27 protein-coding genes, 2 tRNA genes and 4 pseudogenes are annotated in these 25,859 nt (G+C 55.9%); 21 read left to right on the forward strand and 12 right to left on the reverse strand.

The genetic code is table 11. The annotated features are described in order from the left end of the window. The first annotated feature begins 20 nt into the window (after positions 1 to 20). The 4 genes and pseudogenes from AAYR33_10380 (at position 21) to AAYR33_10395 (ending at position 4,738) form a co-directional block, all read left to right on the forward strand. Positions 21 to 686: a restriction endonuclease subunit S gene (locus AAYR33_10380; protein XAO71338.1), complete on the forward strand. Its 666-nt coding sequence runs from the start codon at positions 21 to 23 to the stop codon at positions 684 to 686. Beyond that, complete coding sequence (locus AAYR33_10385; protein ID XAO71339.1) at positions 683 to 1,618, forward strand: DUF5655 domain-containing protein; 936 nt, start codon at positions 683 to 685, stop codon at positions 1,616 to 1,618. Before AAYR33_10380 ends, AAYR33_10385 begins: the two co-directional genes overlap by 4 nt. 286 nt (positions 1,619 to 1,904) lie before the next feature. Then, positions 1,905 to 2,210, forward strand: a pseudogene (locus AAYR33_10390) (type I restriction endonuclease). Positions 2,211 to 2,641: 431 nt separating this feature from the next. After that, a complete protein-coding gene (locus AAYR33_10395; GenBank protein ID XAO71340.1) occupies positions 2,642 to 4,738 on the forward strand; it encodes a DEAD/DEAH box helicase family protein in 2,097 nt (698 codons plus the stop codon). Between the two features lie 277 nt (positions 4,739 to 5,015). On the opposite strand, the gene AAYR33_10400 is transcribed toward AAYR33_10395, so the two are convergent. The 8 genes from AAYR33_10400 to AAYR33_10435 form a co-directional block, all read right to left on the reverse strand. Further along, on the reverse strand, positions 5,016 to 5,285 hold the full coding sequence (locus tag AAYR33_10400) for a hypothetical protein (GenBank protein XAO71341.1): 270 nt from the start codon (positions 5,283 to 5,285) through the stop codon (positions 5,016 to 5,018). A 425-nt stretch (positions 5,286 to 5,710) separates the two neighbouring features. Continuing rightward, positions 5,711 to 5,796, reverse strand: a tRNA-Leu gene (locus tag AAYR33_10405). Between the two features lie 47 nt (positions 5,797 to 5,843). Further along, a complete protein-coding gene (locus tag AAYR33_10410) occupies positions 5,844 to 6,032 on the reverse strand; it encodes a M48 family metallopeptidase (GenBank protein ID XAO71342.1) in 189 nt (62 codons plus the stop codon). Beyond that, positions 6,014 to 6,571, reverse strand: a complete 558-nt coding sequence (locus AAYR33_10415; protein ID XAO71343.1) for a YcgN family cysteine cluster protein — start codon at positions 6,569 to 6,571, stop codon at positions 6,014 to 6,016. Before AAYR33_10415 ends, AAYR33_10410 begins: the two co-directional genes overlap by 19 nt. Positions 6,572 to 6,644: 73 nt before the next feature. Then, on the reverse strand, positions 6,645 to 7,049 hold the full coding sequence (locus AAYR33_10420) for a hypothetical protein (GenBank protein ID XAO71344.1): 405 nt from the start codon (positions 7,047 to 7,049) through the stop codon (positions 6,645 to 6,647). Between the two features lie 96 nt (positions 7,050 to 7,145). Then, complete coding sequence (locus AAYR33_10425; protein ID XAO71345.1) at positions 7,146 to 7,643, reverse strand: extracellular solute-binding protein; 498 nt, start codon at positions 7,641 to 7,643, stop codon at positions 7,146 to 7,148. A 610-nt stretch (positions 7,644 to 8,253) separates the two neighbouring features. After that, positions 8,254 to 8,742, reverse strand: coding sequence for a TOBE domain-containing protein (locus tag AAYR33_10430; protein XAO71346.1), 489 nt, complete (start codon positions 8,740 to 8,742; stop codon positions 8,254 to 8,256). Next, positions 8,694 to 9,368: a hypothetical protein gene (locus tag AAYR33_10435; protein XAO71347.1), complete on the reverse strand. Its 675-nt coding sequence runs from the start codon at positions 9,366 to 9,368 to the stop codon at positions 8,694 to 8,696. The genes AAYR33_10430 and AAYR33_10435 overlap by 49 nt, the downstream gene beginning before the upstream one ends. A gap of 79 nt (positions 9,369 to 9,447) precedes the next feature. Here AAYR33_10435 and AAYR33_10440 point away from each other — a divergent pair, with 79 nt between their 5' ends. The 10 genes and pseudogenes from AAYR33_10440 to AAYR33_10485 all read left to right on the forward strand — a co-directional run bounded on the left by AAYR33_10440 (position 9,448) and on the right by AAYR33_10485 (position 16,721). Beyond that, positions 9,448 to 9,726 carry a hypothetical protein gene (locus tag AAYR33_10440; GenBank protein ID XAO71348.1) on the forward strand — a complete coding sequence of 93 codons (279 nt, stop codon included), beginning with the start codon at positions 9,448 to 9,450 and terminating at the stop codon, positions 9,724 to 9,726. 118 nt (positions 9,727 to 9,844) lie between these two features. Continuing rightward, positions 9,845 to 10,276, forward strand: coding sequence for a hypothetical protein (locus AAYR33_10445; GenBank protein ID XAO71349.1), 432 nt, complete (start codon positions 9,845 to 9,847; stop codon positions 10,274 to 10,276). 191 nt (positions 10,277 to 10,467) lie between these two features. Further along, positions 10,468 to 10,599 (forward strand): annotated as a pseudogene (locus tag AAYR33_10450) (DUF1656 domain-containing protein). A gap of 117 nt (positions 10,600 to 10,716) precedes the next feature. Continuing rightward, complete coding sequence (locus AAYR33_10455) at positions 10,717 to 11,562, forward strand: HlyD family secretion protein (protein ID XAO72467.1); 846 nt, start codon at positions 10,717 to 10,719, stop codon at positions 11,560 to 11,562. Next, positions 11,559 to 12,927, forward strand: a pseudogene (locus tag AAYR33_10460) (TolC family protein). Before AAYR33_10455 ends, AAYR33_10460 begins: the two are co-directional and overlap by 4 nt. A gap of 80 nt (positions 12,928 to 13,007) precedes the next feature. Next, complete coding sequence (locus tag AAYR33_10465; GenBank protein ID XAO71350.1) at positions 13,008 to 13,928, forward strand: J domain-containing protein; 921 nt, start codon at positions 13,008 to 13,010, stop codon at positions 13,926 to 13,928. A gap of 1 nt (position 13,929) precedes the next feature. Further along, on the forward strand, positions 13,930 to 14,085 hold the full coding sequence (locus tag AAYR33_10470; protein ID XAO71351.1) for a hypothetical protein: 156 nt from the start codon (positions 13,930 to 13,932) through the stop codon (positions 14,083 to 14,085). Positions 14,086 to 14,106: 21 nt separating this feature from the next. Further along, the gene (locus AAYR33_10475; protein ID XAO71352.1) at positions 14,107 to 15,630 is read left to right on the forward strand and encodes an oligopeptide:H+ symporter; all 1,524 of its coding nucleotides are present in this window, start codon (positions 14,107 to 14,109) and stop codon (positions 15,628 to 15,630) included. 179 nt (positions 15,631 to 15,809) lie between these two features. Further along, positions 15,810 to 16,522, forward strand: a pseudogene (locus AAYR33_10480) (MgtC/SapB family protein). A gap of 123 nt (positions 16,523 to 16,645) precedes the next feature. Further along, positions 16,646 to 16,721: transfer RNA gene (locus AAYR33_10485), tRNA-His, on the forward strand. Positions 16,722 to 16,797: 76 nt separating this feature from the next. Here the strand turns inward: AAYR33_10485 and AAYR33_10490 are convergent. From AAYR33_10490 to AAYR33_10505, 4 genes are read right to left on the reverse strand one after another with little or no spacing between them, the layout of a single operon-like run. Then, positions 16,798 to 16,989, reverse strand: coding sequence for a hypothetical protein (locus AAYR33_10490; protein ID XAO71353.1), 192 nt, complete (start codon positions 16,987 to 16,989; stop codon positions 16,798 to 16,800). Positions 16,990 to 17,017: 28 nt separating this feature from the next. After that, positions 17,018 to 17,263 (reverse strand): hypothetical protein, encoded by a 246-nt coding sequence (locus tag AAYR33_10495; GenBank protein ID XAO71354.1) that lies wholly within the window; start codon positions 17,261 to 17,263, stop codon positions 17,018 to 17,020. Between the two features lie 45 nt (positions 17,264 to 17,308). Beyond that, the gene (locus AAYR33_10500; GenBank protein ID XAO71355.1) at positions 17,309 to 18,190 is read right to left on the reverse strand and encodes an NADH-ubiquinone oxidoreductase; all 882 of its coding nucleotides are present in this window, start codon (positions 18,188 to 18,190) and stop codon (positions 17,309 to 17,311) included. Further along, a complete protein-coding gene (locus tag AAYR33_10505; protein ID XAO71356.1) occupies positions 18,187 to 19,626 on the reverse strand; it encodes a hypothetical protein in 1,440 nt (479 codons plus the stop codon). The genes AAYR33_10500 and AAYR33_10505 overlap by 4 nt, the downstream gene beginning before the upstream one ends. Positions 19,627 to 19,856: 230 nt before the next feature. Here AAYR33_10505 and rplM point away from each other — a divergent pair, with 230 nt between their 5' ends. The 7 genes from rplM to dusB all read left to right on the forward strand — a co-directional run bounded on the left by rplM (position 19,857) and on the right by dusB (position 25,823). Next, entirely contained in the window at positions 19,857 to 20,333 is a 477-nt protein-coding gene (rplM, locus tag AAYR33_10510; GenBank protein XAO71357.1) for a 50S ribosomal protein L13, read from the forward strand. 3 nt (positions 20,334 to 20,336) lie between these two features. Further along, the gene (gene rpsI / locus AAYR33_10515) at positions 20,337 to 20,822 is read left to right on the forward strand and encodes a 30S ribosomal protein S9 (GenBank protein XAO71358.1); all 486 of its coding nucleotides are present in this window, start codon (positions 20,337 to 20,339) and stop codon (positions 20,820 to 20,822) included. Between the two features lie 180 nt (positions 20,823 to 21,002). Continuing rightward, positions 21,003 to 22,133: a branched-chain amino acid aminotransferase gene (locus tag AAYR33_10520; GenBank protein XAO71359.1), complete on the forward strand. Its 1,131-nt coding sequence runs from the start codon at positions 21,003 to 21,005 to the stop codon at positions 22,131 to 22,133. Between the two features lie 56 nt (positions 22,134 to 22,189). Next, positions 22,190 to 23,065: a dihydropteroate synthase gene (folP, locus tag AAYR33_10525; GenBank protein XAO71360.1), complete on the forward strand. Its 876-nt coding sequence runs from the start codon at positions 22,190 to 22,192 to the stop codon at positions 23,063 to 23,065. Further along, positions 23,062 to 23,925, forward strand: coding sequence for a 2-amino-4-hydroxy-6-hydroxymethyldihydropteridine diphosphokinase (gene folK / locus AAYR33_10530; protein ID XAO71361.1), 864 nt, complete (start codon positions 23,062 to 23,064; stop codon positions 23,923 to 23,925). The genes folP and folK overlap by 4 nt, the downstream gene beginning before the upstream one ends. After that, positions 23,922 to 24,545 carry a GTP cyclohydrolase I FolE gene (gene folE, locus AAYR33_10535; protein XAO71362.1) on the forward strand — a complete coding sequence of 208 codons (624 nt, stop codon included), beginning with the start codon at positions 23,922 to 23,924 and terminating at the stop codon, positions 24,543 to 24,545. The genes folK and folE overlap by 4 nt, the downstream gene beginning before the upstream one ends. A 132-nt stretch (positions 24,546 to 24,677) precedes the next feature. After that, entirely contained in the window at positions 24,678 to 25,823 is a 1,146-nt protein-coding gene (gene dusB / locus AAYR33_10540) for a tRNA dihydrouridine synthase DusB (GenBank protein ID XAO71363.1), read from the forward strand. The last annotated feature ends 36 nt before the right edge of the window (positions 25,824 to 25,859 follow it).

A 25,859-nucleotide genomic window follows, 5' to 3' on the forward strand; every position in this document is an offset into this window, starting at 1 on the left:
GGGGAGCTGGTGGAATGAGATTGCCGACTTATCCGCAGCATAAGGAGAGCGGTGTTGAGTGGCTGGGCAAGATGCCGGCGCATTGGGAGGTCAAACCCCTCTGGGCTCTCTTTAGACGAAAAAAGAAGACGGGTTATTCCGAAGAGCAATTATTGTCCGTTTATCGAGATTTCGGCGTAGTTTTGAAGGAGAGCCGAGGCGGCAATTATAACAGGCCATTGGATGATTTAGGATCTTATCAATTGGTTCAGGCCAACGATCTGATGATAAATAAGATGAAAGCATGGCAAGGTTTCGTTGCCATATCTGGTTACCGCGGAATCGTTAGCCCCGCTTACTTCGTTTTTGAGTCAAAACACAAAGAAAACTCTCGTTTCCTGCATTACCTGATGCGCTCGGTAAAATACGTGGCTGAATATCTTTCGAGTTCGAAAGGCGTTAGGCCTAATCAATGGGACTTGAAACCTCAATACCATTCGCGGATGCCAATTTTACTTCCTCCGAGAACAGAGCAAACCGCCATCGCGGCTTTCCTCAATCGGGAAACCGGGAAAATTGATGCGCTGGTCGCGAAGCAGAAAAAGCTTTCTGAACTCCTCAAGGAACGCCGCAGCGCCCTCATAGCTGCCGCCGTCACAGGTAAAATCGACGTTCGTAACGCGCTTTCTGAAAAGCAGGCTGCGTGACCGACATCCAGCTTTTCCGCCTTTCCAACGCCGTGGCGGCTGAGTTGTCCAGTCGGGCCGCGAAGCTGGAGCGCGCATTACAGACTTTGCTTGAGGCCAATATGGCAGTCTGCCTCGGTGTGCGCTTTCTTGCCAGCGAATATAAAACCGGCAAAACGCATAAGGGGCGCATCGACTCTCTTGGACTGGATGAAAATGGCTGCCCGGTCATCATCGAATATAAACGACACAATAATGAGAATGTCATCAATCAAGGGCTTTTCTATTTGGATTGGCTTTTAGACCATCGAGCCGAGTTTCGTTGGCTCGTCATAGAAAAACTGGGCAAGGACGCTGCCGACCAGATAGAGTGGATAGGGACACGCCTCATTTGCATTGCCGCTGACTTTACGCGCTATGATCAGTATGCCGTTCAACAAATCCCGCGAAATATTGAACTGCTGCGTTACAAGTTGTTCGATGAAGAATTGCTGTTGCTAGAACTTATCAATTCCCAAACTGTGCCCGATGCCACTTCTTCAAAGGAGACGACTTCCAAGTCTGCATCAGGCGCACCGCATAGCTTGACGTTGAATGGCAAGGACAGATCTGTCGAAGAATGGCTCGAGATGGGCTCCGACGCGTTTCGGGGGCTTTACGCGCAGACTGTCAGCTATCTTAACAGCCTCGGTGATGACGTTCAGGAAAAGCACCTCAAACTCTACACGGCCTTCAGGCGCCTGAAAAATTTCGCCTGCATTGTAATCCAGGCGCATCGTCTTTTGATCACGCGGTCGATTGATCCGGCTTCCGTCACTTTGGGGGAGGGTTTCAGCCGGGACGTGACCCATGTTGGACATTGGGGCACCGGAAATCTGGAAATAACCATCCGAACGCTTGAAGATCTGGAGCGGGCCAAACCTCTCCTCGAGTGCGGCTATCGCGAGAGCTGAGTTGAACCGGACGTCACCGGCACAAGGAACATCATTTTGAGGTCGAAATCTGCCAAGCCCTAGCCCTCAAAGGTTGGCTATACGTCAAAGGTGATACGGCGCAATATGACCGTGCCAACACCTTATTCATGCCTGACCTGCTGGCGTGAATTGAGGAGATGCAGCCCGATAGCTGGCAGAGCCTGACGAAGACGCACGGCCCTTCGCTGCCCGTGCGTTTGGCTGAGCGCCTCCGTAAATGCCTGAGTGAGCAAGGTACGCTCAAGTTTTGCGTCACGGCATGGACATGCTGGGCCTCAGAAAACCTCTGAGTTTAGTGCAGTTCAAGCCAGCCCTCGCCATCAACCCGGTGACGCAGAAAAATTACGAGGCCAACCGACTGTGCGTCGCCAGGCAAGTGCATCATTCAATCAATAATCCGCAGGATGCGCTGGACCTGGTTTTATTCGTCAATGGCGTGCCCGTCGCCACCGTAGAGCTGAAATCGGACTTTACGCAAAGTGTTGAAGATGCAGTCGATCAATACCGCTTCGACCGAGATCCGCATCCGAAGGGGCGGCAGATTGAACCATTGTTGAGTTTCCCGGGCGGAGCACTGGTTCATTTCGCCGTCAGTCAGGCTGAGGTCAGGATGACAACCCACTTGACCGGGCCTGCAACGACATTTCTGCCCTTCAATCGCGGTTATCATGGCGGAGCCGGCAATGCGCCGAATCCTAATGGTTTTGCGACGTCTTATCTGTGGGATGAAGTCTGGGCGCGGGAAAGTTGGTTCGATATATTGCATCGCTATCTCATTGGGCGGCGCGATGCAAAAAAAACAGCTCAAGAGCGTCATTTTTCCGCGATACCATTAATTGGCCGCGACGCGAAAAATTGTGGCCGATGCGCTGGAGAAGGGTGCAGGAGAGCGCTACCTGATTCAGCATTCCGCGGGTTCCGGCAAAAACTAATTCCATTGCCTGGACGGCTCACTTTCTCGCGGATCTACATGATGCGGGTCATAAAAAAATCTTCGATACTGTGTTGGTTGTATCGGATCGTACAGTTCTGGACGCGCAGTTGCAGGAAGCCATCTTCGATTTTGAGCGCACGCATGGCGTTGTGGAGAGCATCACCCATGAGCATGGCAGCAAAAGTGCTCAGCTTGGTCAGGCCCTCAAGAATGGTAAGAAGATCATCGTCTGCACCATTCAGACTTTTCCATTCGTTTTGCAAGCTGCGCAGGAATTAGCCGCGACGGAAGGCAAGCAATTTGCGGTCATCGCGGATGAAGCCCATAGTTCCCAGACGGGCGAGGTGACGTCCAAACTAAAACAACTTCTCTCGGCCAAGGAGTGGGCTGAGTATCAGGACGGTGGCGAGATCGATACCGAAGTCTTGCTTGCCGCACAGATGAAGTCACGCGTTGATCTGAAAGGCCTGACCTATATCGCTTTTACTGCGACGCCGAAGCAGAAGACGCTGGAATTGTTCGGACGTCCCGGCGCCGATGGCAGGCCTGCGCCCTTCCATGTTTATTCCATGCGTCAGGCGGTAGAGGAAGGCTTCGTCCTCGATGTCCTGAGAAATTACACGACCTACAAAATGGCATTTAAACTTGCACATGATGGGCAGGAGCTGGATCACACCCAGGTTGAACGAAGTGCCGCTTTGAAAGGCATCATGCAGTGGGTGCGCCTCCACCCTTATAATATTACGCAGAAAGTTCAGATCGTTGTTGAGCACTACCGCGAGAATGTTCAGCCGCTTCTGAATCGCAAGGCCAAAGCCATGGTTGTCGTCGCAAGCCGGAAAGAAGCCGTTCGCTGGCAAAAAGCCATAAGGGCTTATATTGCGCGACAGAGATACCCGTTGAAGGTTCTAGTCGCGTTCTCAGGCGAGGTTGATGATCAGGAGAGCTACCCTGACCCGGTCACGGAGAGCAGCAAGGATCTCAATCCGCATCTAAATGGGCGTGATATTCGTGATGCCTTTGCGGAGTCGGATCATCACCTCCTCCTTGTCGCCAACAAATTCCAGACAGGTTTTGACCAGTCGCTCCTGTGCGGTATGTACATTGATAAGAAACTCGGCGGCATCCAAGCGGTACAAACGCTTTCCCGCCTGAATCTGGCGTATGACGACAAAGACACGACCTACATCCTCGATTTTGTGAACGAGGCTCAAGAAATTCTCAAGGCGCTCAAAACTTATTACGAAACTGCGGAGCTTGAAGCGACAACAGACCCGGAGCAGATACTCGATTTGCGTTCCAAATTTGACGCTGCCGGATGTTACGACAATTTCGAAGTTGAGCGGGTCGCGTCCGTCGAATTCGATTCGAAAGGTACGCAATCGCAGTTACGGGCCGCAATTGCGCCAGTTTCTGACCGTTTATTGAAACGTTACAAGGCGGCTCAAGCCAAAATAGTGACTTCTGAAGCCTTAAATGATGCGCCTTCAGCCCAGGCTGCGCGCGATAGTTTAGATGCTTTGGATCTTTTTAAACAGGATCTGGGAGCCTATATTCGGCTATACACATTTCTTTCGCAGATACTTGACTATGGTAATACAGATTACGAGAAACGCTTCCTTTTTTATAAACGTCTTCTCCCTCTGTTGGACTTTGGTCGCGAGCGAAACCAGGTTGATTTGTCCAAAATCTCCTTGACGCATCACAACCTGCGTAACAAAGGTAAACAACCAATTCATCTGGAACATGGAGAGGCGCTGAAATTAAGCCCGATGAATGCAGTCGGCAGTGGGGCCGTTCATGATAAACAAAAGGCTTTGTTGGATGAAATTATTCAGAGTGTTAACGGTCTTTTCGACGGCGATCTGAGTGAAGAGGACCAGCTCATCTATATCAACGGCATTCTAAAAGGTAAGTTATTAGAGAATGCGACACTTGTCGAGCAAGCCGCTAATAATAGTAAGGAAAAATTCGCCAATTCACCAGATTTGAACGATGCACTTTTGGACGCTATCATCTGCGCGGAAAAAGTTCAACGTGAGATGAGCTATCAAGCGCTCAATAGCCCGCGCACTTTTGAAGGGCTGAAAACTTCTCTTTTAGGACCAACTCAACTTTACAAGATTTTGAGAGAGCGATATTTTGCAGGGATAAATCAAAACTGACGTGGGTCTGAGAATAGTTAATTGATAATGTTTTGCTGGCAGAGAGGCTTCCGAATCTTCCGTCAGGGTCGGGGAAGTATTTTCTCTTAGAGAGCGACAAGAGAGTGAGTTGCGTGCGCTGCCTTGCTTAATATCCGAGACTTCGTTTGACGAGGCTGCTGGACCATCATGACGGGCCACGTGCCTGCGGTGCAGAGCAACGAAAACAGGCGGGTCCATGAGCGCTGCCTGTTTCCGAGAAGCAGGCGTGTCAATCGTCTCCTTGAGAAGCTCGGGTTTAATCCTTCCACTCACATCGTCGCAAAATCTCATCGACCTCCTTTGCGAGGCGCTGCGTGTAGCGCTTCAACTCGTCGAAGGACGCGTTCGGGTCGATGTCATCAAATTCGATCGGCATGCGGACTTTTTCGCTGTCTGCGCGCGCTATCGCGAGGTGATGGATGATCTCGTCCTCAAACGTCTGGCGGTTTTTGACGGCAGATTTACTGATCCACTTCCTGAGATCCAATGGAATAAACAGTTGAATTGTAGGATGTTTGTGCGTCATGGAAGATTTTTACAACGGTTCTTAAGATTATTCAACGGTAATTTATCGAATCAAAGAGATTTTTATGAATGATTACCGTATAAAATGTCTAGAAGACCGTCATCTATATTGTAGATATGCACGAAATAAGATGTAATTCTACCGGAGGACTCAACTGTGAGCGGTAGAGCGGACGTCATTTGGGGATTTTTCTTATATCGGTTGTGTCCAAAGTTTGGAAGGTCACGTGCAGTGGACTGCCCTTCAAATTTGGTAAATTACGGGTTTCGAAAGCCAGTGGAGAGCTTAGGCACGCTCGTTTCGCGCTTGAAGCCTCTTTGCCAAACATGCAACTTTATTGCCCAGCTAGTTCAAGGTAAATTAAGATTGAGAGACATGGGGCTCACGTTTAAAAAACCTGAAAGCCCAATCCACACCCCAAACCATGGTGCGAACTATGGGACTTGAACCCATACGCCCCGAAGGACTCGAGATTTTAAGTCTCGTGCGTCTACCATTCCGCCAAGCTCGCTTTGCAGCTCGCCGTCTAGCATGGGCGGGGGTTTGCGGAAAGTCTCTTTATCGCGCCAGAAGCGCCGCTGTGTTCTTTTTCAGCCACGTCTGATGATGGCGGCGCTGCGTGTCAAACTGGTCGACATAATCCCAGAAATCCCGGCTGTGATTAAAGTGCTTCAGGTGCTCCAATTCATGGATGATGATGCTGTCCCGCACCGCCTCCGGCATCAGGATCAGCCGCCAGCACAGCATGATGCGCCCTTTTGAGGAGCAACTGCCCCAGCGGCTGCGCGTGACGCGCATGCGTTCCGCCCAGATGAAAACGCGCGGACGGGGGGTCGCAATGGGTCCTCCCCCAGCCAATCAACAATATGGCGCTCCAGCGGGCTGGCATAACGTTCACTGATAATCCGCCCGCGCCCGGATATCCCCGCCTGGTGCACGGACTCCCGGTGGCTAGTGAGAAGGGGGTGCCAGTCCGGTAACGGCTTTCCCTCATCCATCAGGCGATAGGCGCAGCTAGGGGGCAGCCAGTCGATCTCATGCACCATTTTCGGCGTCAGGGCGATGCAGTCCGGCACCTTGCGAAAGCGCTCGCTATATGAAGCGCATTGACATGTATTGAGGTCGAGAAGGCGGCAGGCCACGTCGGTAAACATCAGCGTATCCGTATCTTCATCCCGCAATTTATGCAGACAGCACAGGCCGCAACCATCGCAAAGGCGTTCCCATTCGGAAGGGGATAATTCTGAAAGCCGTTTGGTCTCCCAGAAGCGCTCAGTATTTGTCATCGTCAGTCACAGGTCCAGTTCAGGCCGAAATAAGAGGCTTGCCGACGCTGAAGACCATGTTTTTAGACCTTATTCAACGCCAGACGACAAAGGCAACGCTTGTGACGAGAATAAGAAGCGCGGTCATGATGGCGGCGCGACGATAAAAAGGGACGAAATCAAAACGAAAACGCTGCCATCCGGATGCGCCCAGCCCCCGCGCTGTGTGGGTGTTTGTCGGGTCACGTTGGCGCTGCCGTGCCGAGAGTGGCAGCAGGCATAAAGGCGCAGCAGAGATCCCGGCGAGGTAAAAACTCATGTCATCCCGCGACGCGCAAGCGAGCTGCACAAGCGTGATCGCCATCGCTATACCGGGGAGAAGAAGCAACAGGCAGAGAACCACCGGCGCCTGACGGTGCAGAATGCGCGCGATGCTTAGCAGGAGGCTGAAACTCGCAATACCTAGAATCAATAAGACCACATTTTCGAAGCCTCTCATCGTGACTCCACCCATTGTGCGAAACGCTGCTCAAGCGAAGTGCCATGACGCAGCCAGAAACCATCATCAATAACAAGGAGCGGCGGCGAGGCGGTTTCAAGGTCGCTCGGTATCGTCAGATGCGGGGGGCGCGGCCCGCAATTGCCAGATCGCGGCATTATTCTCCGCCGTGCTTCCATCATGTGGCACCGCTACCACATAATTCTCAGCAAGCATGTTGTCCGTCGCGAAGGCATATCGGTCCTCCCGCGTGGTGCTGCGCAAAACCAGGATGGATTGTGTCGGCATCAGGCCCATCAAGGCTTCACCATCTTGGATGATGCGCGCGGCATCCCGTGCGTCACGCCACCATGTTAGATAAGGCCGGATCTGGTCGAGCTTCTCCAACGCCCGGTTGACACCCTCGTCCGTCGCCAGTTCACGATAAATATCGTGCGGCTTGACGCCGTCTGCCAAAAGGACAACCTCCATCGTCAGACGGGGCGACAGGGGGAGAGCCCGCTTCCCGGGGTGGCGCGCAATATTCCAGAAATCACCCCATGACAGGCTTGCATGTCCCAGTCGCTGACCATCCCATAAAAGCACGTCATGCACCGCGCCGACTTCGACACTGCAAGGTGATGTGCCACGGGCTGAAAGCGGTCGCTCTGGCGCGTGAGATGCAATGTGCCACTGAAACAATCCGTGCCGATCCGATAAGCGTCGTCAATGATGATCGGTGGGGAATCGGCCGTCACTGAAGATATCGAATGATGGGAAGATCGAGATTCGATGAAATGGTAAGGTCCGGAAAATATCATCGGTGTGGGCATCACGTTAAATAAGGGCGGGACCTGCACGGTAAAAGCGGGCTTCTTCACCGAAGGTGACGTCAGAACGACATGCCGCAATTTATGACGCCGCGCCTTGCGGAGAGGCTGGTATGGCTTGTGACGGTCACCGCGCCCGCATTGCACACCATGCTGAGTCCTTGCCGCCACTGACGACGCGCCGAGGCTGGGCGGAAGGGCGAGTATGGTGCAAGAAATCAGAAAAAGGGGCAATCTCATCCGGGAGGGAATCAATCTCGGCCCCTCGCCACCTGCATGTGGCCCCGCTTTGGAAAACGGGCCGGAGTCAGCACGTCATAGAGCATCGGAAGGCGCATCTCATCCGTGATTGGCGTCGAGAACTGGTACATGGCTGACCCTCTCGTGCCCTCCCTCTAACTGCCACCGGGCTCATCATACGGGAATGCGCGTGCATTTCCCGCGATCCATGCAAGATAGACCTTCTGACCCGGTTGAATGGATGCGGAATATTGCATTGGCATGCGCCTGATGTCTACTTCCGTTCCATCACTGAGTTTGCAGCGAAGGTGAATATGGTCCCCATTATGCCGTATGTCCTGGATAATGGCCTCCAGCGGTGCCTGATCCTCCTCATCAAGCTGCGCGCCCGTCAGGGATAAGGCGATTTTCTCCGGTGTGACGCATAAAGTGCAGAGATGATCCTCCTCCACATCTTCCGATGACTGAGCAGAAACCATCGTGCCGCAAGGGAGGCGGATCTCCGCGATGTCATCAACGTTCCGGACGACATAACCCGTCAGGAGATTAGCGTGGCTGAAAATGCGCGCAACATGGGGGGAAGCCGGGCGGTCCATTAATGTCGGTGCGTCCGCACATTGCTGAAGCGCCCCACCACGTAGCACGGCGATCCGCCCGGAGCCGAAAAAGCCTCATCCCGCAGACGCGTCAAATGCAGGATTGTCAGGTTAAGGGCGCGTTGCAGCATCATGACCGATTTGGCGCATCGCGCCCGCGCATCATCGCTCAACCCTTCAAAAGGACGGTTCAGGATCAAGATATCGGGGGCATAGGCCAGAAGCCTGCCGAAACGCGCCCTGAACCGCATTTCATCATCAGATGCGTCCGGGCGCAGATGGGTGTGGGGGTCAAAGCCAAGCAGCGCGCCGATCCTGCCGATGCGTTCCGTGATCGCGGCTGGTTTCTCACGGCGTGCGCGAAGGGGGAAGGCGATATTGTCGTAAATGGAAAGGTGGTTGAAAAGCCCATCCCGCCCGTCAAGCGCACCGACAGCGCGTTGATCCGGGAGGAAATGTGTGCAGTCGATTCCGGAAATGAAAATCTGGCCGGACGGCACCGCAATCTGACCCATGATCATGTCCGTCAGGCGGTCCATGATGGCCGCGTCGTCGCTCAGGACAGTCAGGTGCTCATATGGCTTGACTTCGAGCGAAAAAGGGCCTGAACTCGCCGTTAAACAAATGTCGTGCAACGCGAGAGATGCAGCATCCTGCTGCTTCGGGTCATGCATGAAACCTCGGCATTCTGTCGCTCGTTTTGAAGGCTTGGCCGAATATCGGACCCGACCCATCCCTATCAGGAGAATTGCGATGAGAAAGCATAACGTCAAGCACCTCGCCAAGGAAACAACTCAATTCGCGCAGGAGCAGATTGACTCGCTGAAATCGCAGTTGGAGCAGCTCCTGAATGGCCGCATTAACCCTGCCCTGCTTGTCGCCGCGGAGAAAGCAGACCACGCCGTCGCCAATGCGCGCGAGATCGGTCACGCACAGGTTGAGAAGGTCGAATCGCGCGTCCGCGCCCGTCCGGTCCCTGCGATGGTGGTATCCGCCCTCATCGGATTTGTTTTGGGCCGACTTTCCAGATAAATGGTTTTCCGTTACCTGATGATGCGAAGGGGTCACCCATCTGCGCCACAGATGATGCGTCCTTCATATCGGGTGTAAAACCCTTAATGAAGGGTCAGAAGAAGAGAGTGAGCGAAACATGAAACTCATCGACGTCGGGCAGGAAGCCATCAAAGCGCAGGGCGATGTTATGCAGCGTGTCGCGGCGCGATGGGGGCGGCGTGCTGCGTGGTTCGTGCTGGCGGCGATCTTCGGTGTGTTTGCGCTGGTCTCCCTCCATGTTGTCCTGTGGGCCGGTGCGCTGGTCATTCTGCATTTCAACCCCTTGACGGCAGCGGTCACGGTGCTGGGCATTGATGTCGTCATCATGTTCATCTTCTTTCTTCTTGGCACACGGCGTGTTGCGGACCCGCTGGAATTCGAGGCGCGCCTGCGCCGGGATCGTAAATTTGCGAAACTGCGCCGGACTCTCGCTCTTTCCACCTTTATCGGTTTGCTTATAGGCCCGGTGGGGCGGTTTTCAGGACGTCAGGCTTTCAAGGTTGCACGTAATATCTTTTTCCGCCGCTGATGACTTGACGGTGCCGGGCGCTCAACCGTCCGGCCTGAAGCGATCATTGTCGCTTTTCGACGCAACAAATGTTATAAAGCCGCGCATTACCCGTTTCGGGAAAGCCCTGAAGAGAAAGATCGCCGCGCGGCGCTTACTGTTGAATAAGCAATGCTGGCGGGAAGAGAGAGGTCCCGCGATGCGGTCCAGACATGCTTGCTGAGTTTAATCTGTTCGGCGTTCTAATTGCGCCCATCGCCATCTATGCCCTTTTTGCCATCCCTTTGACTTTAATGCTTCGCTTCATATTATGGCGTGTTGGCGCTATGTCATGGTTCTGGCACTGACCACTCTTTCAGATCACACTTTACATTTGCGTTCTGTGCCTGATGGTTGTTTATGTCTGAAATCCTTACCGGAAGGCGCTTCTCGTTATCGCGTGACGTCGCAACGCGGAGAGAATTTTTATCATGAAAACGCTGATCCGGGTGGCTTTGACCGCTTTCGTCCTCATCTGCGCCGCGATGCTCTTTTACACGCTGTGGCAGACTTACATGATCGCGCCCTGGACGCGGGATGGTCGGGTGCGTGTCTATGTGGTCAAGGCTGCGCCGGAGGTATCCGGCACGGTTGTTAATGTGCCGGTCCGGGATAATGATTACGTCCATAAGGGTGACCCTCTTTTCGTCATTGATCCGATCCGCTTCCGTCTGGCGTTGAAGCAGGCAGAGGCTGAACTTGCCGCGGCACGGGAAGAGCAGGAAATTTACAATTCAAACGTTGAGACTCAGATTGCCGCTGTCAATGCCGCTTCTGCGCGCGTGGATACGGCCCGCCTCAACCTTCAGCGTTCCATTATTCATGCATCGGTTGATGGTTACGTCACCAATCTCAATCACCGTGTCGGTGATTATGCGGTGGCCGGTCAATCAAGGATCGCCGTTATTGATGCCTTTAGTTTCTGGATCAATGCTTATTTTGAAGAAACGAAGATGTGGGGCGTGCATGTCGGGGATGTCGCGCGCGTCAAGCTGATGGGCTATCGTGACCTGTTACCCGCGCATGCCGTCTCCATCGCCCGGGGCATTAATGATCAGAACGGCCAGCCGGACGGGCTGGGCTTGCAGGATGTCAACCCGATTTTCACCTGGGTGCGCCTGGCGCAACGTATCCCCGTGCATGTGCAACTCGACAGCGTCCCGGACAATATCATCCTCGCTGCCGGTATGACATGCACGGTCACGGTCGGTGAACCGGGAAGGGGTCAACGCGGGCGTTTAATAACGTGGTTACAGAATCATCTATGACCACGCGCTCACGCCACTTCAAGGGGTTGGTCAGCCTCGTTCTGGCGGCGGTTTTCGGGCTGAATGCATGCACGGTCGGCTCCGATTACAAGCCCGATAAAATGGATTTACCGAGCCGGTTTACCGAGACCCCCCCACCAGGCGACGCCAGCGGACATCGCCGCCAATGAGGCGGCTTTGCGAAACTGGTGGGCGTCTTTCGGGGATGCTACTCTGACGGATCTGGTGCAGCGGGCCATTACCGGCAATTACGACCTCAAAATCGCCGATCAGCGCATCATCGCTGAGCGCGTCCTGCGGCAACGCGTCGCGTCCTCCTGGTACCCACAACTTGACATTAATGCCGGCGGGGGCACAAACCGCTACTCAATCGCGATCGGCAACTGGCCCCTCCGGCCAGGCAATCCGGCCGATCACCCGCAGGCTTCCGTGCTGACTTATGGCGCGACGGCAAGTTGGGAAATCGATGTGTTCGGGCGCATCCGGCGAGAAGTGGAGGCGAGTGACCGGCCCATTGACGCCAGTATTGAAGCGCGCTGGGCGACCTTGATGGCGTTACTTTCCTCCGTCGCGCGGAATTATATCCTCCTGCGCGTCACACAGCAGCTTTACCGTGAGGGCGTCAGCAACACGTTGCAAATTGCGCAGGCGCAGAGTGAGCGCGATCGGGAGCGGACGGAGCTTGAACCCCTTCAGCTTAAATGTAAAAAACTGATCCACGCGATCAGCGTCCTGCTCGGAGAAATGCCCGGGGATTTGCGGGCGCGTCTCGATATCCCGATGGAAACGCTGTATCGCAGGCAGAGCTGGTATCTTCTGCCGCGCGTCCCGACCTTACCCGCGACGCTTCCGTCAATCGTGGTGGCTAATCGGCCCGATATCCGCCAGGCGGAGCGGGAATATACCGAAGCCACCGCTGAGATTGGCGTTGCCGTCGCCCAAATATACCCGCAATTTTTCGATCCCGCTGACGTTCAATCCCAGCGCTTCAGCCATGTATCAGGCCTACCGCAAATCTGTGCTGACGGGATTTCAGGAAGTCGAAGATGCGTTTTCCTCCTGAACGCATGATGCGCAATGGGTGACAAAACTCCATCTCGCAGCCCATGAGAGTGCGATCGCATCGGACCGCGCCCGCCGCCTTCATGCCGCAGAGCTGATTGATTTCCTCAATGTTCTGGCAACAAAGCAGGCAACGCTTGACGCGCAAAATCGGGAGGCGGATGCGCGTATTGCCAATGTTCTGGACGCTGTTGATCTATACGTCGCCATTGGCGCCGGGTGGCAGGGTAACGCCTGCGCGACACGCAACTCCCCGTCAGTGTCACGAAGCAGAACGCCTTATCGCGCGCTTTCTCGCGTTGAAAAAGGCTTGATTCGCGTCCGCAATATGCCGACATTAGACTGTAATTCCAGCGTTCTGGATGGTGGGGAGGCGAATCCGCTTGAGTGACTTATACGCTGCATTAGGCGTGGCCCGAGGGGCGTCGGATAAAGATGTCCGCAATGCCTATCGCAAGCTGGCGAAGCAATATCATCCTGACCATAATGCCGGTAAACCGGAGGCTGAAGAGCGCTTCAAGAAAGTCACTGCTGCCTATAACATCCTGGGCGACAAGGAAAAGCGCCAGCGTTATGACCGTGGCGAAATTGATGATGAAGGCAATGAGCGCGCACCTTTCGGCTATGGCGGCGGCGGGTTTCGAGGTGGCGGGCCGCGTCAGGGCGCGCAACATTCGTCTTTCTCGGAAGAAGATCTCGGGGCTTTCTTCTCTGACATGTTTCAAGGAGGGGGCAGTCCTTTTGGCGGCGGCTTCCATCAGGCTGGCCCGCACATGCGCCGCCCCAGACGAGGCGCTGACCGCACCTACACACTGCGCATCAGTTTTGAAGACGCTGTTTTAGGCACCTCGAAACGCATTTCCCTGCCCGAGACCGGAACGGTCGATGTGCGCATTCCCGCCGGTATCGAAGATGGCAAAGCCCTGCGCCTGAGCGGCAAAGGCGCGCCCGGGACCGGTGAAGGCGCACCATCCGGTGATGCGCTGGTGACGATTCAAGTGGCGCCGAGCACGGTCTACATTCGGGAAGGCCGCAATCTGACGGCATCCGTGCCTGTCGACCTGGCAACTGCTGTCCTTGGCGGTAAAATCCTCGTGCCTACGCCTCAGGGGCCTGTCACCATGAAGGTGCCGCCGCATTCAGATACAGGCTCCAAACTCCGTCTTAATGGTCGCGGCGTGGCGGCGCACGGTGCGCACAAGGCTGGCGATCTGCTCGTGACATTGCAGGTCAAAATCGGCCAGGTCGATCCGGCGCTGGAGGAATTCCTCCGTATCCGCTCCGGCGCGGAAGGCGCGGCGTGATATGAATGATGCCTCTGATGCCGAGGCCGCAAGCACAGAAGGACGGGATGAGGTCATTTCTCTGCTGGCGGTGGGTCTCTTCGCTGTGCTTCTGGCCATATTGACGATTCATGCCATGATCGTGTCCAATGTCGGGTCCGAGTTCTTAAGTCATTAACCGAGAGGCGGTCCCGATAATATGAAGGCAGATTCCAGCAAGCCGCCCTCTCGGGAGCAATCTTTCTCCGTCGTTTTTGCCGTCGAATTATGGGAGCGGTTTGGTTATTACGGGATGCAGGCGATCCTCGCCGTCTATCTCGTCCAAAATCTCGGCATGACGGACCGCATGGCGTTCGCGATTATGGGCGCTTTTTTTGCGCTCACTTACATCACGCCCGTTTTTGGCGGCTTTCTGGGTGACCGCATCATGGGTCCGCGTCGCGCGATGGTGTGGGGGGGCGCGATCCTTGCCGCAGGTTATTTCGTTCTGGCGATGGCCGATGCGCACCGAGCGTTGCTCTCCATGGCCATGGCGTCCATTTCTGCGGGTAACGGGCTCTTCAAACCGAATGCGGCCAATCTTGTGCGGCGCATTTATCAGGGTGATGACAAAAAGCTTGATGGTGTCTTCACGCTTTATTACATGGCCGTCAATGTTGGTTCGACCCTGTCCATGCTCTTCACACCCTGGCTGCGGGACCGTTGGGGGCAGGAGAGCGCTTTCCTCACCTGCTCAGCCGGGCTGGTGATCGGGATCCTGTGGTACCTCTCGCGGCGTCGCTGGCTGGTGAATGCGGGCGCCGCGCGCGACCAGCATCGGCTGCCTCTCATGATGCTGATGGGTCTTCTGGTGGGGTTTATCGCGCTGATCGCGGCGCTGAGCATTGTCATTTTCAGCCCCGACCTCGCGCGGGTCTGTGTATGGGGGGCGTGTCTCGCTGTCGCCATTTATTGGGGCATTTTGTTTTACCGCACGGAGGCGGCGCAGCGCCCGGGCCTCAAGCTGACTTATCTCCTCGCGCTGCAAAGCATGGTTTTTCTGATTTTTTACCAACAGCAGGTCACCTCCCTGACGCTCTTCGCGCTCAGAGCGGTGGATGGGCGTTTTCAGATTAACGGTGTGACATTGTTCCGCTTTTCGGCCGGGCAGTTCCAGGCCCTGAACCCGATCTGGATCATGCTTGTCAGCCCCTTACTGGCGCGATTCTACCACGCGGTGGCCCGTCGCAACCGCCCGATTTCACTCGCGACCAAGATGCTCGTCGGTTTCATCCTTGTGACAATCGGGTTTTTCGTATGGTGGCAGGCCGCGTCACTCTCGACAGGGCGGATCTCCGCTTGGATCATGGTATTGGGTTACGGGCTTATCTCGGTCGCGGAGCTTCTGACAATGGCGCTCGGCCTGGCGGTCATCGCGCGTTATACCGCCGTGCGCTCAAGCGGTTTCATGATGGGATGTCTCTATCTGCTTTGGGGTGTCGCCATGTATCTCGGCAGTCTCGTCGCCACGCACGCGGCGATGCCTGACCCGAACCTGCCGGATGTCGTGGCATCCCACATTTACGGCCAGCTTTTCCGTGATCTGTTTATTGCCGGATTTGTGGCGACGCTTTGCATCGCCGCTTTCCTGCCGCTGGCCAGAAGGTGGGACAAAGCCCATCTCGCCAGCACCGGCGCGCCGCTGGATGATGTCGTGCAGGAGGTCGCCGGCATTCCACTCTGAGCCGCCTATCGGCAAACTTGTGTTTCAAACTGACGTATAGACCGCAGGATGCTGCCGCCCCGAAACCGTTTCCCTGACCGGTTTTTATTGAAGGTCGAGAGACTTGACCTGACACGCATCAATGGTCAGAAGGCAACCGGACGGGGCGACCCAAATGATGGATGCAGGACGGGCGACAGATGCGGTTTATTGAAACATTCGACCCGACATCTTTCGGGGACACAACTGTAAGCTTCCTCAGTGCATTTCTGTTCGGGACGCTGATCGGTGCGGAACGGCAATACCGGCAACGCAGTGCCGGAGTGCGGACCAACGCGTTCGTGGCCCTCGGGGGGCGGCCTTCGTTGACCTGGCCCAGCGTATCGGTGGGGAGGTCGAATCCCTCCGTGTCATTGCCTATGTCGTTTCAGGTATTGGCTTCCTCGGTGCGGGGTCCATCATCAAGGAAGGCGCCAATGTGCGCGGCCTTAACACGGCGGCGACTTTATGGTGCTCCGCCGCGGTAGGGGCCTGTGTGGGCAGCGATATGCTGGCGGAAGGGTTTCTGCTGACGTTTTTCGTGATCGCAGGTAACACGATTTTGCGTTCTGTCGTCCGGTTCGTCGACCGCCTGCCGATCCGCTCTCGCACGATTGAAGCCGTTTACGGTATCACGGCGCGCACATTGGATGAGCAAGTATCGTCCGTCGTGCAGAAGCTCCAATCCCGCCTGGAGGCAGATGATTACGTGGTCGGCAAATTGACCGTGTGTGAAGATGGCGCGGACCACTCCGAAATCGACTTCAACCTGCTGACCTCGTCAAATGATATCGATGTGCTGAAGAAAATTGTTTCCGAAATGGCGGATGACCCGGAAATTTCGGAAATCAGCTGGACGGTCAATGCTGAGTAAGCAAGTCGGCGGACATGTTGTCCGGGCCGCAAGGTGCGGCAGCTCCCTTTCGTAGGCCCAAAAAACCGCAAAGAGGGACTGGACTTGATCCCCGCTCTCATTTAAATCGGAGCCAGCTGTGTGGCGGATGTAGCTCAGTTGGTAGAGCGCCGGTTTGTGGTACCGGTGGTCGCGGGTTCGAGCCCCGTCATTCGCCCCAGCCTTTTCTCAAGAATAGAAACAAGCGTTACAGAGTCGTCGCGACGCGCCGCCGCCCTTTCTGGCATTTTGTCGATTCAGACGCGTCCATAGCCAAAACTGATTTTCGGCACGGGTGCGAGGCGGTAACAGCCCCAACCGGCCTGGCTAATATCCGGGCTGCCATCATCAAGCGCTGGCACAAGGTCGTTACTTGGTAGCAGGACATAGGTCGGGAAGCTCATCCCCGGCGCATCAATTGTGAGATTGCGCCAGATTCGCCCTTTCACAAAAATATCTTTGAGGGTCCATGTGCCGTCAAGATAGGCAGAGCTGTCGACAGCATTGGCTTCTGTCCATCGTGTCCTGGCTGGAGAGGCGCAATTTGCCGCTCTTTCCCCCGGGTCTTCCGTAAAGCACCAGTTCAATCGCGACCTGACCCTGCGGGGTTGAAAGCGGCTGATAACCCTGCCAGTCGCCAATAATCGGCTCGCGCATAACGGCGCAGCCAATGAGAGATGTCAGAGAGAGAATAGCTGCCCAGCGTAAACATGTCGTTTTCATCCGCACGCCTCCGTAAAAGAGAAGCGCCCTAGAAACCCGAACATCTCAACGCCGTCGATTCTTGCCGGAAAACAGGAAGCGCAAACCCTCTTCCAATTCAATAGGCGTGACACGCAATATTTTTGACATGTCTGAAATGGAAAAGCATTTATTTTCGGTCAATCGGTCAATTTCCGCCTTCGTCACGTGAGGCACGCCGGGGATGAGGCCGAGGATCGGGATCAGCGCCTTAAGAAGAAAAACCGGCACCGATATGATCGGTCGCCGCCGCAAACCCGCCGCTTTGACGACCATGCGAAGATAATCGCGGTAAGCCACATCGCGCGGCCCGGCGATAACGATAAAGGGGGGCAGATCATCGTGACCGGACCCGGCCATTAGCTCAATCGTTGCAATCAGGGCCAGGGTGACGTCATCCTGAAAAATCGGTTGGATACGCATCCGCCCGAATTTGGGAAGCGGAATGACAGGCAGTCTTTGCAGGATCCCGACCAGTCGACGCGTCGTCACGTCCGCCCGGGCGCCGTAGATCATACTGGGGAGAAGCATGATATTCGGCACGCGGCTTTCCGATAAAAGGTGGATCGCCTTGCGGATATCATGTGCGAATTTATCCGGGAAGCGTGTGAATAACCTCGTGCTGCCCATTGCGACGAGGCGCGAGTCCTCCGGCATGGCGGCCAATACTGCGGAAGTATAACAGGCATTGGCAGTGTTGACGATGATTTCCGCATCATGCAACGCAGCCTCCAACGACGTCCCATCGCCGTTAAGATCGGCGAACCGGGCGGGTTGCACCCCGGCTGGCAAATTGCCCTCACGTCGTATAACCGGGATAACAACGTAGCCGCGTGCAATGAGGGCCTCGGACAGGGCATAACCCGATCTTCCGAGCGCCCCGATGACGTGGATACGAAGCGCGCTCACGGTGTCGTCGTCACCGTCCAATCGGACGGACGCAGAAATTTATCGAATTTGACGCTTCGGTCGGGTGTCAGATCAAGTTCAACGGGGTTCGCCGGCGAGAAAATTAACTGGAGGGTGCGATCGTCATGATGACTCAGGAAATCCGACAATTTAGCCCAGCCAGGAGTTTCCCGGACGGGTCGGGACGTATATTGAGAGTATAATCCGCGAAGGAAAGCGGGTGAGATGGTCGATTTCTCCGCCGTCGTGCCCAGACCATATTTTATCAGGCCGAGATCCCGATAGGCTATGTAAGCGTCCATAAGCCAATAGCTCGGAATTTTCGAGGTGGTGGGCGAATGCATTGATATCGTCCCGCCCAGATTAAGCGTTGCGAAATAAGGGACGGTCAAATTAAAATGCGTATCCAGAACCTGCGTGCGCCTGTTGCACGTCATCTGATAGGACATAGAGAGGGAGGTAAGGTAGATGGGTAGGAAAAACCTGTTAAGCCCTACATCTATCTTGATCTGAACAGGCGACGCGACGGTTCTGAAAATATTACCGTCGAGGGTTGTCTCGAAATGAAACGGGTTGATATGCCCGCGAAAATTGCCTTGGGAAAAAACCAGTTTCCCGAATGACGATCTGCCTGTCAGAGTCGGGCAAAGGGCGGTGAGGTCTGACGTCGGCAAACCAAGCATTTTGCGTATTTCATCAGGCGCATCAAAGGCGACGTTCCTCAGATAGGCAATCTCGACTTCAGCGACCTCATGGCTCGGTGTTCCGTCCGGCGGGGGGAGCCCCCTGAGGGAGGTGATCCGTATATTTCGTGCCTCCGTGATCGTGCTGACGGCGTGGTTGATGCCGCGAATATCGAGCCATGCAGCCTTGAATGTCACGGAGTGGCGTGCTGACGTTGCGGCGACGACTCCGTCCGGTCCGCCGCCCTGATCCGTGACGGCCCGCCCATGCAGATGGTCCGTCGTGAGCTGGCCGAGACGTGTCGCGATGAGGGTCTTGATATCGACAGGGTGATGATCATCCGCATCAATGGGGGGAAGCGTAACATCCCGCAGGCGCAACCCGTCAGCTTCAGCGCGGATTTGCATCCAGGAGGCGGCCGCACGCTGCTGGAGTTCAAAATGTGGCCGGATCGCCGTCATGAGCTTAAAATGAAGCCCCGTCCGGGGCGCGCCGGACGGGGCATTGATAAGGAGATGATCCGTGGTGAAAGTAACATGCGCGTCAGAAATCTTAACCTGAGTGAAAGCAGCGCCGCGGAATAATATGCGTGGATAGGCTTTTTTATAGGTAAAGGTCACGCCAGGCGGCAGATGCGCGTAGAAATTGGAAATTCCGCGTTTCAACTCAGCATTGGCCTCATGTCGCGCGCCGGCATAACCAAGTATGACAAGTGTCCCACACAGACTTGTCAGCAAGACGGGTCGCTTCACCGGAAGATGTCCTTAAGGCCTATCAAAACTGTGATCATGCTAGCGGTGAAGAGGCGTATCGACAACCTGTCTCCCGCTTTTTAATGAGGTAATATGTTACCACACGCGATTTCAGCTTGATTTACCGCCGGTTTTGGTGCTTGCCGCATAATAAAATCGCTTGACATGCGCCCGTGATACGTCGATAAACGCGCACCGATACCAACACATGCTGCTGGATTAACTGATACATGAAGACGACCCCTTCGCTAAAGCCTGCCGAGGTGAAGAAAGGCTGGGTCCTGATTGATGCTGAAGGGCTCGTTCTTGGCCGCCTCGCCACCATTATCGCAAACCGCCTACGCGGCAAGCACAAACCTCAATTCACCCCTCACGTGGATTGCGGCGACCATGTCGTCGTCATCAACGCCGAGAAAATCGTCCTGACGGGCAATAAGGTCGGGCAGAAGCTCTTTCATTACCACACAGGGCACCCTGGCGGCATTAAGGAGCGCACGATCACGCAGCGCCTTAATGCCGCCAACCCGGGCAGTGTTGTCGAGAAAGCCGTTGAGCGGATGATTACGCGCGGGCCATTGCAGCGTGCGCAGATGAAAAATCTGCACGTCTATGCCGGCGCGGCGCACCCCCATGATGGACAGCAGCCCGTTAAACTGGATGTTGCGTCCCTCAACCGCAAGAACACCATTAACGCGATCAAGGTCTAAGAGATGTCTGAAACTCAAGAGCTTACGGGATCTCTGCAGGATCTGGCTGGTCTTGCACCTGCCGCACAGGCAGCTCCGGTTTATGAAGTCAAGCGTGATGCGCAGGGTCGTTCCTACGCGACGGGACGTCGTAAAGACGCCGTTGCGCGTGTGTGGATCAAGCCTGGCAGCGGCGAGATCATTGTTAATAGTCGCCCGGTGACAACTTATTTCGCGCGTCCTGTCCTGCGTATGCTGATTACCCAGCCCTTCCTGCTGACGGATCGTTATAATCAGTTTGATGTCTATTGCACCGTAACAGGTGGCGGGCTTTCAGGCCAGGCAGGTGCCGTGCGTCACGGTATTTCCCGTGCCCTGACTTATTACGACCCGGCTTTGCGCAGCATCCTGAAGGTCGCGGGCTTCCTGACTCGTGACAGCCGTGTGGTTGAGCGTAAAAAATATGGCCGTGCCAAGGCCCGTCGTTCCTTCCAGTTCTCGAAGCGCTGATCGCGCCTCATTTCTGTCTGGTTCTATGTTACGGAAAACCTGTCCTTTATGGACAGGTTTTTTGTTTTGGGTCATGATGCGTTAATCAATCTCGGGCGCAGCACATCTTTCACCCACCCTATGCGCAGCCTGAGCGGACACCGCGTCCACCACGTGCAGCGCCTATGAAGGGACAGTCAGATGAATCGTTCTCCCGCGACCAAAGAAGCGCAAGATACGTCGGCAACACACCTCTTCACAGTGGAACATTCTGCCAACCCGCTTGACGATGCGACGCGGGAGGCCGCTCTCGAAAACCCCAAATTCGGCAGTCACTTCACCGATCACATGGCGATCGTGTCGTACACGGCGGAGCGTGGCTGGCATGACGCCATGATCTGCCCGCGCCGCCCCCTGATGTTGGACCCGGCAGCGGCCGTTCTTCATTATGGTCAGGAAATCTTTGAAGGAATGAAGGCGTATCGCACGCAGCACGGCGATATTGTCACGTTTCGCCTCAGGGAAAATGCGCGGCGCTTCCGGGATTCCGCCCGGCGTATGGCCATGCCGGAACTCCCGGAAAAGCTGTTTATGCAGAGCCTGGAGTCGCTCATGGCGTGTGACCATGCATGGGTGCCGCAGGGCAGGGGGCAAAGCCTCTATATAAGGCCGTTCATGATCGCGACCGAGGCGCTTCTGGGCGTGCGCCCGGCACGGGAATATCAGTTCATCGTGATCGCCACCCCCGCCGGAAATTACTTCGACAAAGCCTGCGTCGATATATGGGTGACGGAACATTTTGCGCGCGCGGCAATGGGCGGAACGGGCGCTGCCAAATGCGGCGGGAATTACGCCGCAGGGCTGATGGCGCAGCGTGAAGCGACAGAACAGGGCTGCGATCAGGTCCTGTTTCTCGATGCGGCCACACGTCGACATGTAGAGGAGTTAGGGGGGATGAATGTCGTATTCGTGCGCGATGACAATACCCTTGTCACGCCACGTCTGACGGGCACAATCCTGCCAGGTATCACCCGCGATGCCATCACCACCATCGCCTCCTACCTCAATCTCGCAGTGGAAGAGACGCAGATCGCGATTGACGATATCTTTGAAGGCGCGCAATCCGGGCGTTACCGAGAGGCTTTTGCCTGCGGCACGGCGGCGGTGGTTAGCCCGATCGGGCGGTTGAAACGTCGGGACCATATGGTCAGCTTTGGAGACGGGGAAAATCCCGGGCCGGTCACATCGTCCATTCTTGAAAATTTGACGGATATCCAATATGGGCGCAAGCCAGACCCCTATGGTTGGGTTGAGACCCTATACTGCGCTTAGAGGAGCTTATGGCGTCAGACTTGCCGATGTCGCGCCCATTTCCGCACGAGCCGCCCATGCCAAAGCACGACATGATGTTCGCGCAAGCATCGACGCGGGAGGCGCTTGGGCGCCAGATTATGCGCGCCCATCGCGGCGCGTCGGCACCGCTGATTATGGGCATCCTCAACGCGACGCCGGACTCCTTCTCGGATGGCGGTGTCTACACACAGGAAGCATCGGCCGCTCAGCACGCTTTGACAATTGCGCAGGAGGGGGCGGCCATCATCGATATCGGTGGCGAGTCGACCCGCCCTGATTCCAGTCCGGTCTCGCTGGAGACGGAGCGCGCCCGTATCTCCGCCATTCTTGAGGCGTCCGTCCGGACAGGCTGCGCCGTATCCTGCGACACCTATAAACCCGACATTGCACGTTATGCCGTGCAGGCCGGGGCGGTCATGATCAACGACGTGGGCGGGACGTCCATCGACCCGGCAATGACATTAGTTGCCGCTGAAACTAGCGCCTTCATCGTCATCATGCATGGGTTGCGTGAGACGGCGGACGGTAACGTCACGGACGCTCTCTCTATCTTTTTTGAGAAAGCCATCAACGGAGCCCGTTCGGCTGGCGTCGCCTCCGAGAGGATCATTCTTGACCCGGGTATCGGCTTTAATAAGTCGGACGCACAAAATATTGCATGTTTCGATGCCCTGCCGGCTTTGCGACAACGTTTCGATTTGCCGCTTCTCGTCGGCATTTCCCGTAAATCCATCCTGGGCCGCCTGACAGGGCGTGATGTGCAGGGCCGCCTTCCGGCCTCCCTGGCGGCGGCGACCATTGCGGCGCGTCAAGGTGCGGCGATCATCCGGGTGCATGATGTGGCGCCGCATGTTGACGCGATGCGTGTCACCCACGCTCTGAGCGTGGTCACTTCAGGGCGTCACGGATGACGGTCGCCACGATCAGTCTTGAAGGCCTCACTTTTGAAGCGCGCCACGGCGTGTTTGAGGAGGAGCAGCGCAACGGACAGACATTCCTCGTCGATGTGACGCTGAGCGTTGTGGTCGATGATGCGATACGCGACGACGATTATGAAAAAACCGTCTGTTATGCTGAAGTGACGGATTGCATTGCGGACATCATGACGACGCGACCCTATCGACTGATTGAGACAGTGGCGGATCGCACGGCGCGCGCCTTATTATCGCGTTTTGAAAAAATCAATGCAGTGACATTGCGCGTGTCGAAACCCGACGCCCCCATCAAAGCCACCTTTGAAAATGTCTCCGTCATGGTGACGCATCATCGAATGCGACCGGTCGGGTTTTCTTTCGGGAGTAACCAGGGCGCACGGGCTGAAATTCTGCATGACGCGATCACGCGCCTTGGGCTGGAGGACGGGGTGCAGGTCACCGCGATTTCTCCCTTATATGAGACGCAACCCTGGGGGAAAACGGATCAGCCCGCCTTCCTCAATCTCTGCGTGGTTGGGCGCACGCGACTTATGCCGCATGCATTGCTACGCCTCTGTAAAGAAACAGAGCGCCAATTGGGCCGTATGCCGGGAGGGCGCTGGGGGCCAAGGCCGATCGATATTGATCTTCTCTTTGTCGGGGATTTTCATGTGCAGGATCATTTATTGACTCTGCCACACGCGCATTTGTCGAAGCGAGCCTTTGTCCTCGTCCCGTTGGCGGATATTGCCGCTGATGTGAAGATTTCTGGCAAAATCGTGCACCAATTGCTAAATGAACTGCATCGAGAAGCTGGCGATGTCCGCCCCTATCGTCAATTTGAGGATGACGCATGACGAAAACCCTTGCCGCGCGCACGTCCGCGCCTGCGCTGAGCACCATTGAGGTGCCGGAAGATGCGACGAAAATCATTGAGCGGGCTGTGCGCGACATTCTGGGCGCTATCGGTGAATCGCCGGATCGGGAAGGTCTGTCGGAAACACCCGCCCGTGTTGCGCGCATGTATCAGGAAGTGTTCAGCGGCCTGGTGGAAGACCCATGCGACCACCTGCAAAAGGTGTTCAAGGCGGATCAGCATGATGAAATGGTGGTGGTGCGCGATATTGGTTTCCACTCCATGTGTGAGCATCACCTCCTGCCATTTTTCGGTAAGGCGCATATTGCCTACCTACCGTCGGAAGGTTGCCTGACCGGCCTCAGCAAGCTGGCGCGCGCCGTCAGCGTCCTGTCCCGTCGACCTCAATTGCAGGAGCGTCTGACGGCGCAGATCGCTAGAGCGATTGAAGACGCTTTGAAGCCGCAAGCGATCCTCGTCGTTGTGGAGGCTGAGCATATGTGTATGGCGATGCGCGGCGTGAAAAGCGCCGGCAGCCGAACGCTGACCTCCGTCGCACGCGGCTTGTGGCGGCATGATGCAACGGCGCGGGCGGAGGTGGCGGTGCTTCTGCGCCCCTGAAGCAGGCCCTCAATCCCGCGCTCTACCCTCCCGCAAAGGCTTGCCAGGCCGCTGTTGCGGTGCGTGATGGGAAATGTCGATAAGACAATCCTCATTGCTTCCGGTGCCTGAGCTGACTATTGTGCACACGTTATGTATCCGACTTCATCCGTGACAAACCCGCCGCCACCCGCGTCGGCTCTGGCCCCTATCGCGCTGGGCAGCGTGCGCATTGAGGTGCCTGTTATCCTGGCGCCCATGTCGGGCGTGACGGATCTGCCTTTCCGCCAGCTTGCGCGAGAGTTGGGTGCGGGCCTCGTCATATCGGAGATGATCGCTTCCTGGGCGATGATCCGGGAAAATGAAAATACATTCCGCACGACGCGCATGGCAGATAACGGTCCCAACGCGGTGCAACTTGCGGGTTGTGAGGCGGAGGCCATGGCCGAGGCGGCGAAATTATCGGTCGATCAAGGCGCGGACATTATCGATATTAATTTCGGGTGCCCCGTCAAAAAAGTGGCTGTCGGGCAGTCAGCCGGTTCTGCCTTGATGCGGGATGAGGTCAGGGCCGCACGCCTGCTCGAAGCAACTGTCAAAGCCGTCAACGTGCCGGTCACCCTCAAAATGCGCATGGGGTGGGACCATACCAGCCTCAACGCCCCGCGCCTGGCACGCATCGCGCAGAAAGCCGGGATCAGGATGATCACCGTCCATGGGCGGACGCGGCAGATGTTTTATAATGGCCGGGCAGACTGGTCATTCGTTCGTCAGGTTAAAGATGCGGTCGATATTCCCGTGATCGTCAATGGTGACATTATTTCCGTGGCCGATGCCCGGCAGGCTCTGGCGCTGTCCGGCGCGGATGGTGTCATGGTCGGGCGGGGCTGTTATGGCCGTCCGTGGCTCCCCGCGCAGATTGGCGCGGCCCTGACGACCGGCCAGATCATGCCGGATCCTTCACTGGAGGAAGAGAAAGCGATCATTCTGAGGCATTACGCCAAAATGCTTGCACATTTCGGGGAGCAGTCGGGCCTTCGCCTCGCGCGGAAGCATATCTCATGGTATTCTGTCGGTTTGCCCTCCTCAGCGCAATTCCGTGCCACGATCAACCGAATCGACTCGGGAAGAGAGGCTTTGCGACTGATTAACGCATTTTACGATAATGCAATCATGTCCGGCGCGTGTCGTCGACGTGATGAGGACACCGATTCACCCGGGCCCGCCGACCCGGACATGACGGCACAAATGAAGCCGCTTATGTCTCGGGACGCATTTTCGGCTGACCTCAGTCTATGAAACAGGGCTCGATCCATGGCGCTCATCCCAACGCAA

This window comes from Acetobacteraceae bacterium, assembly GCA_039613835.1.
Lineage (GTDB): Bacteria > Pseudomonadota > Alphaproteobacteria > Acetobacterales > Acetobacteraceae > Sorlinia.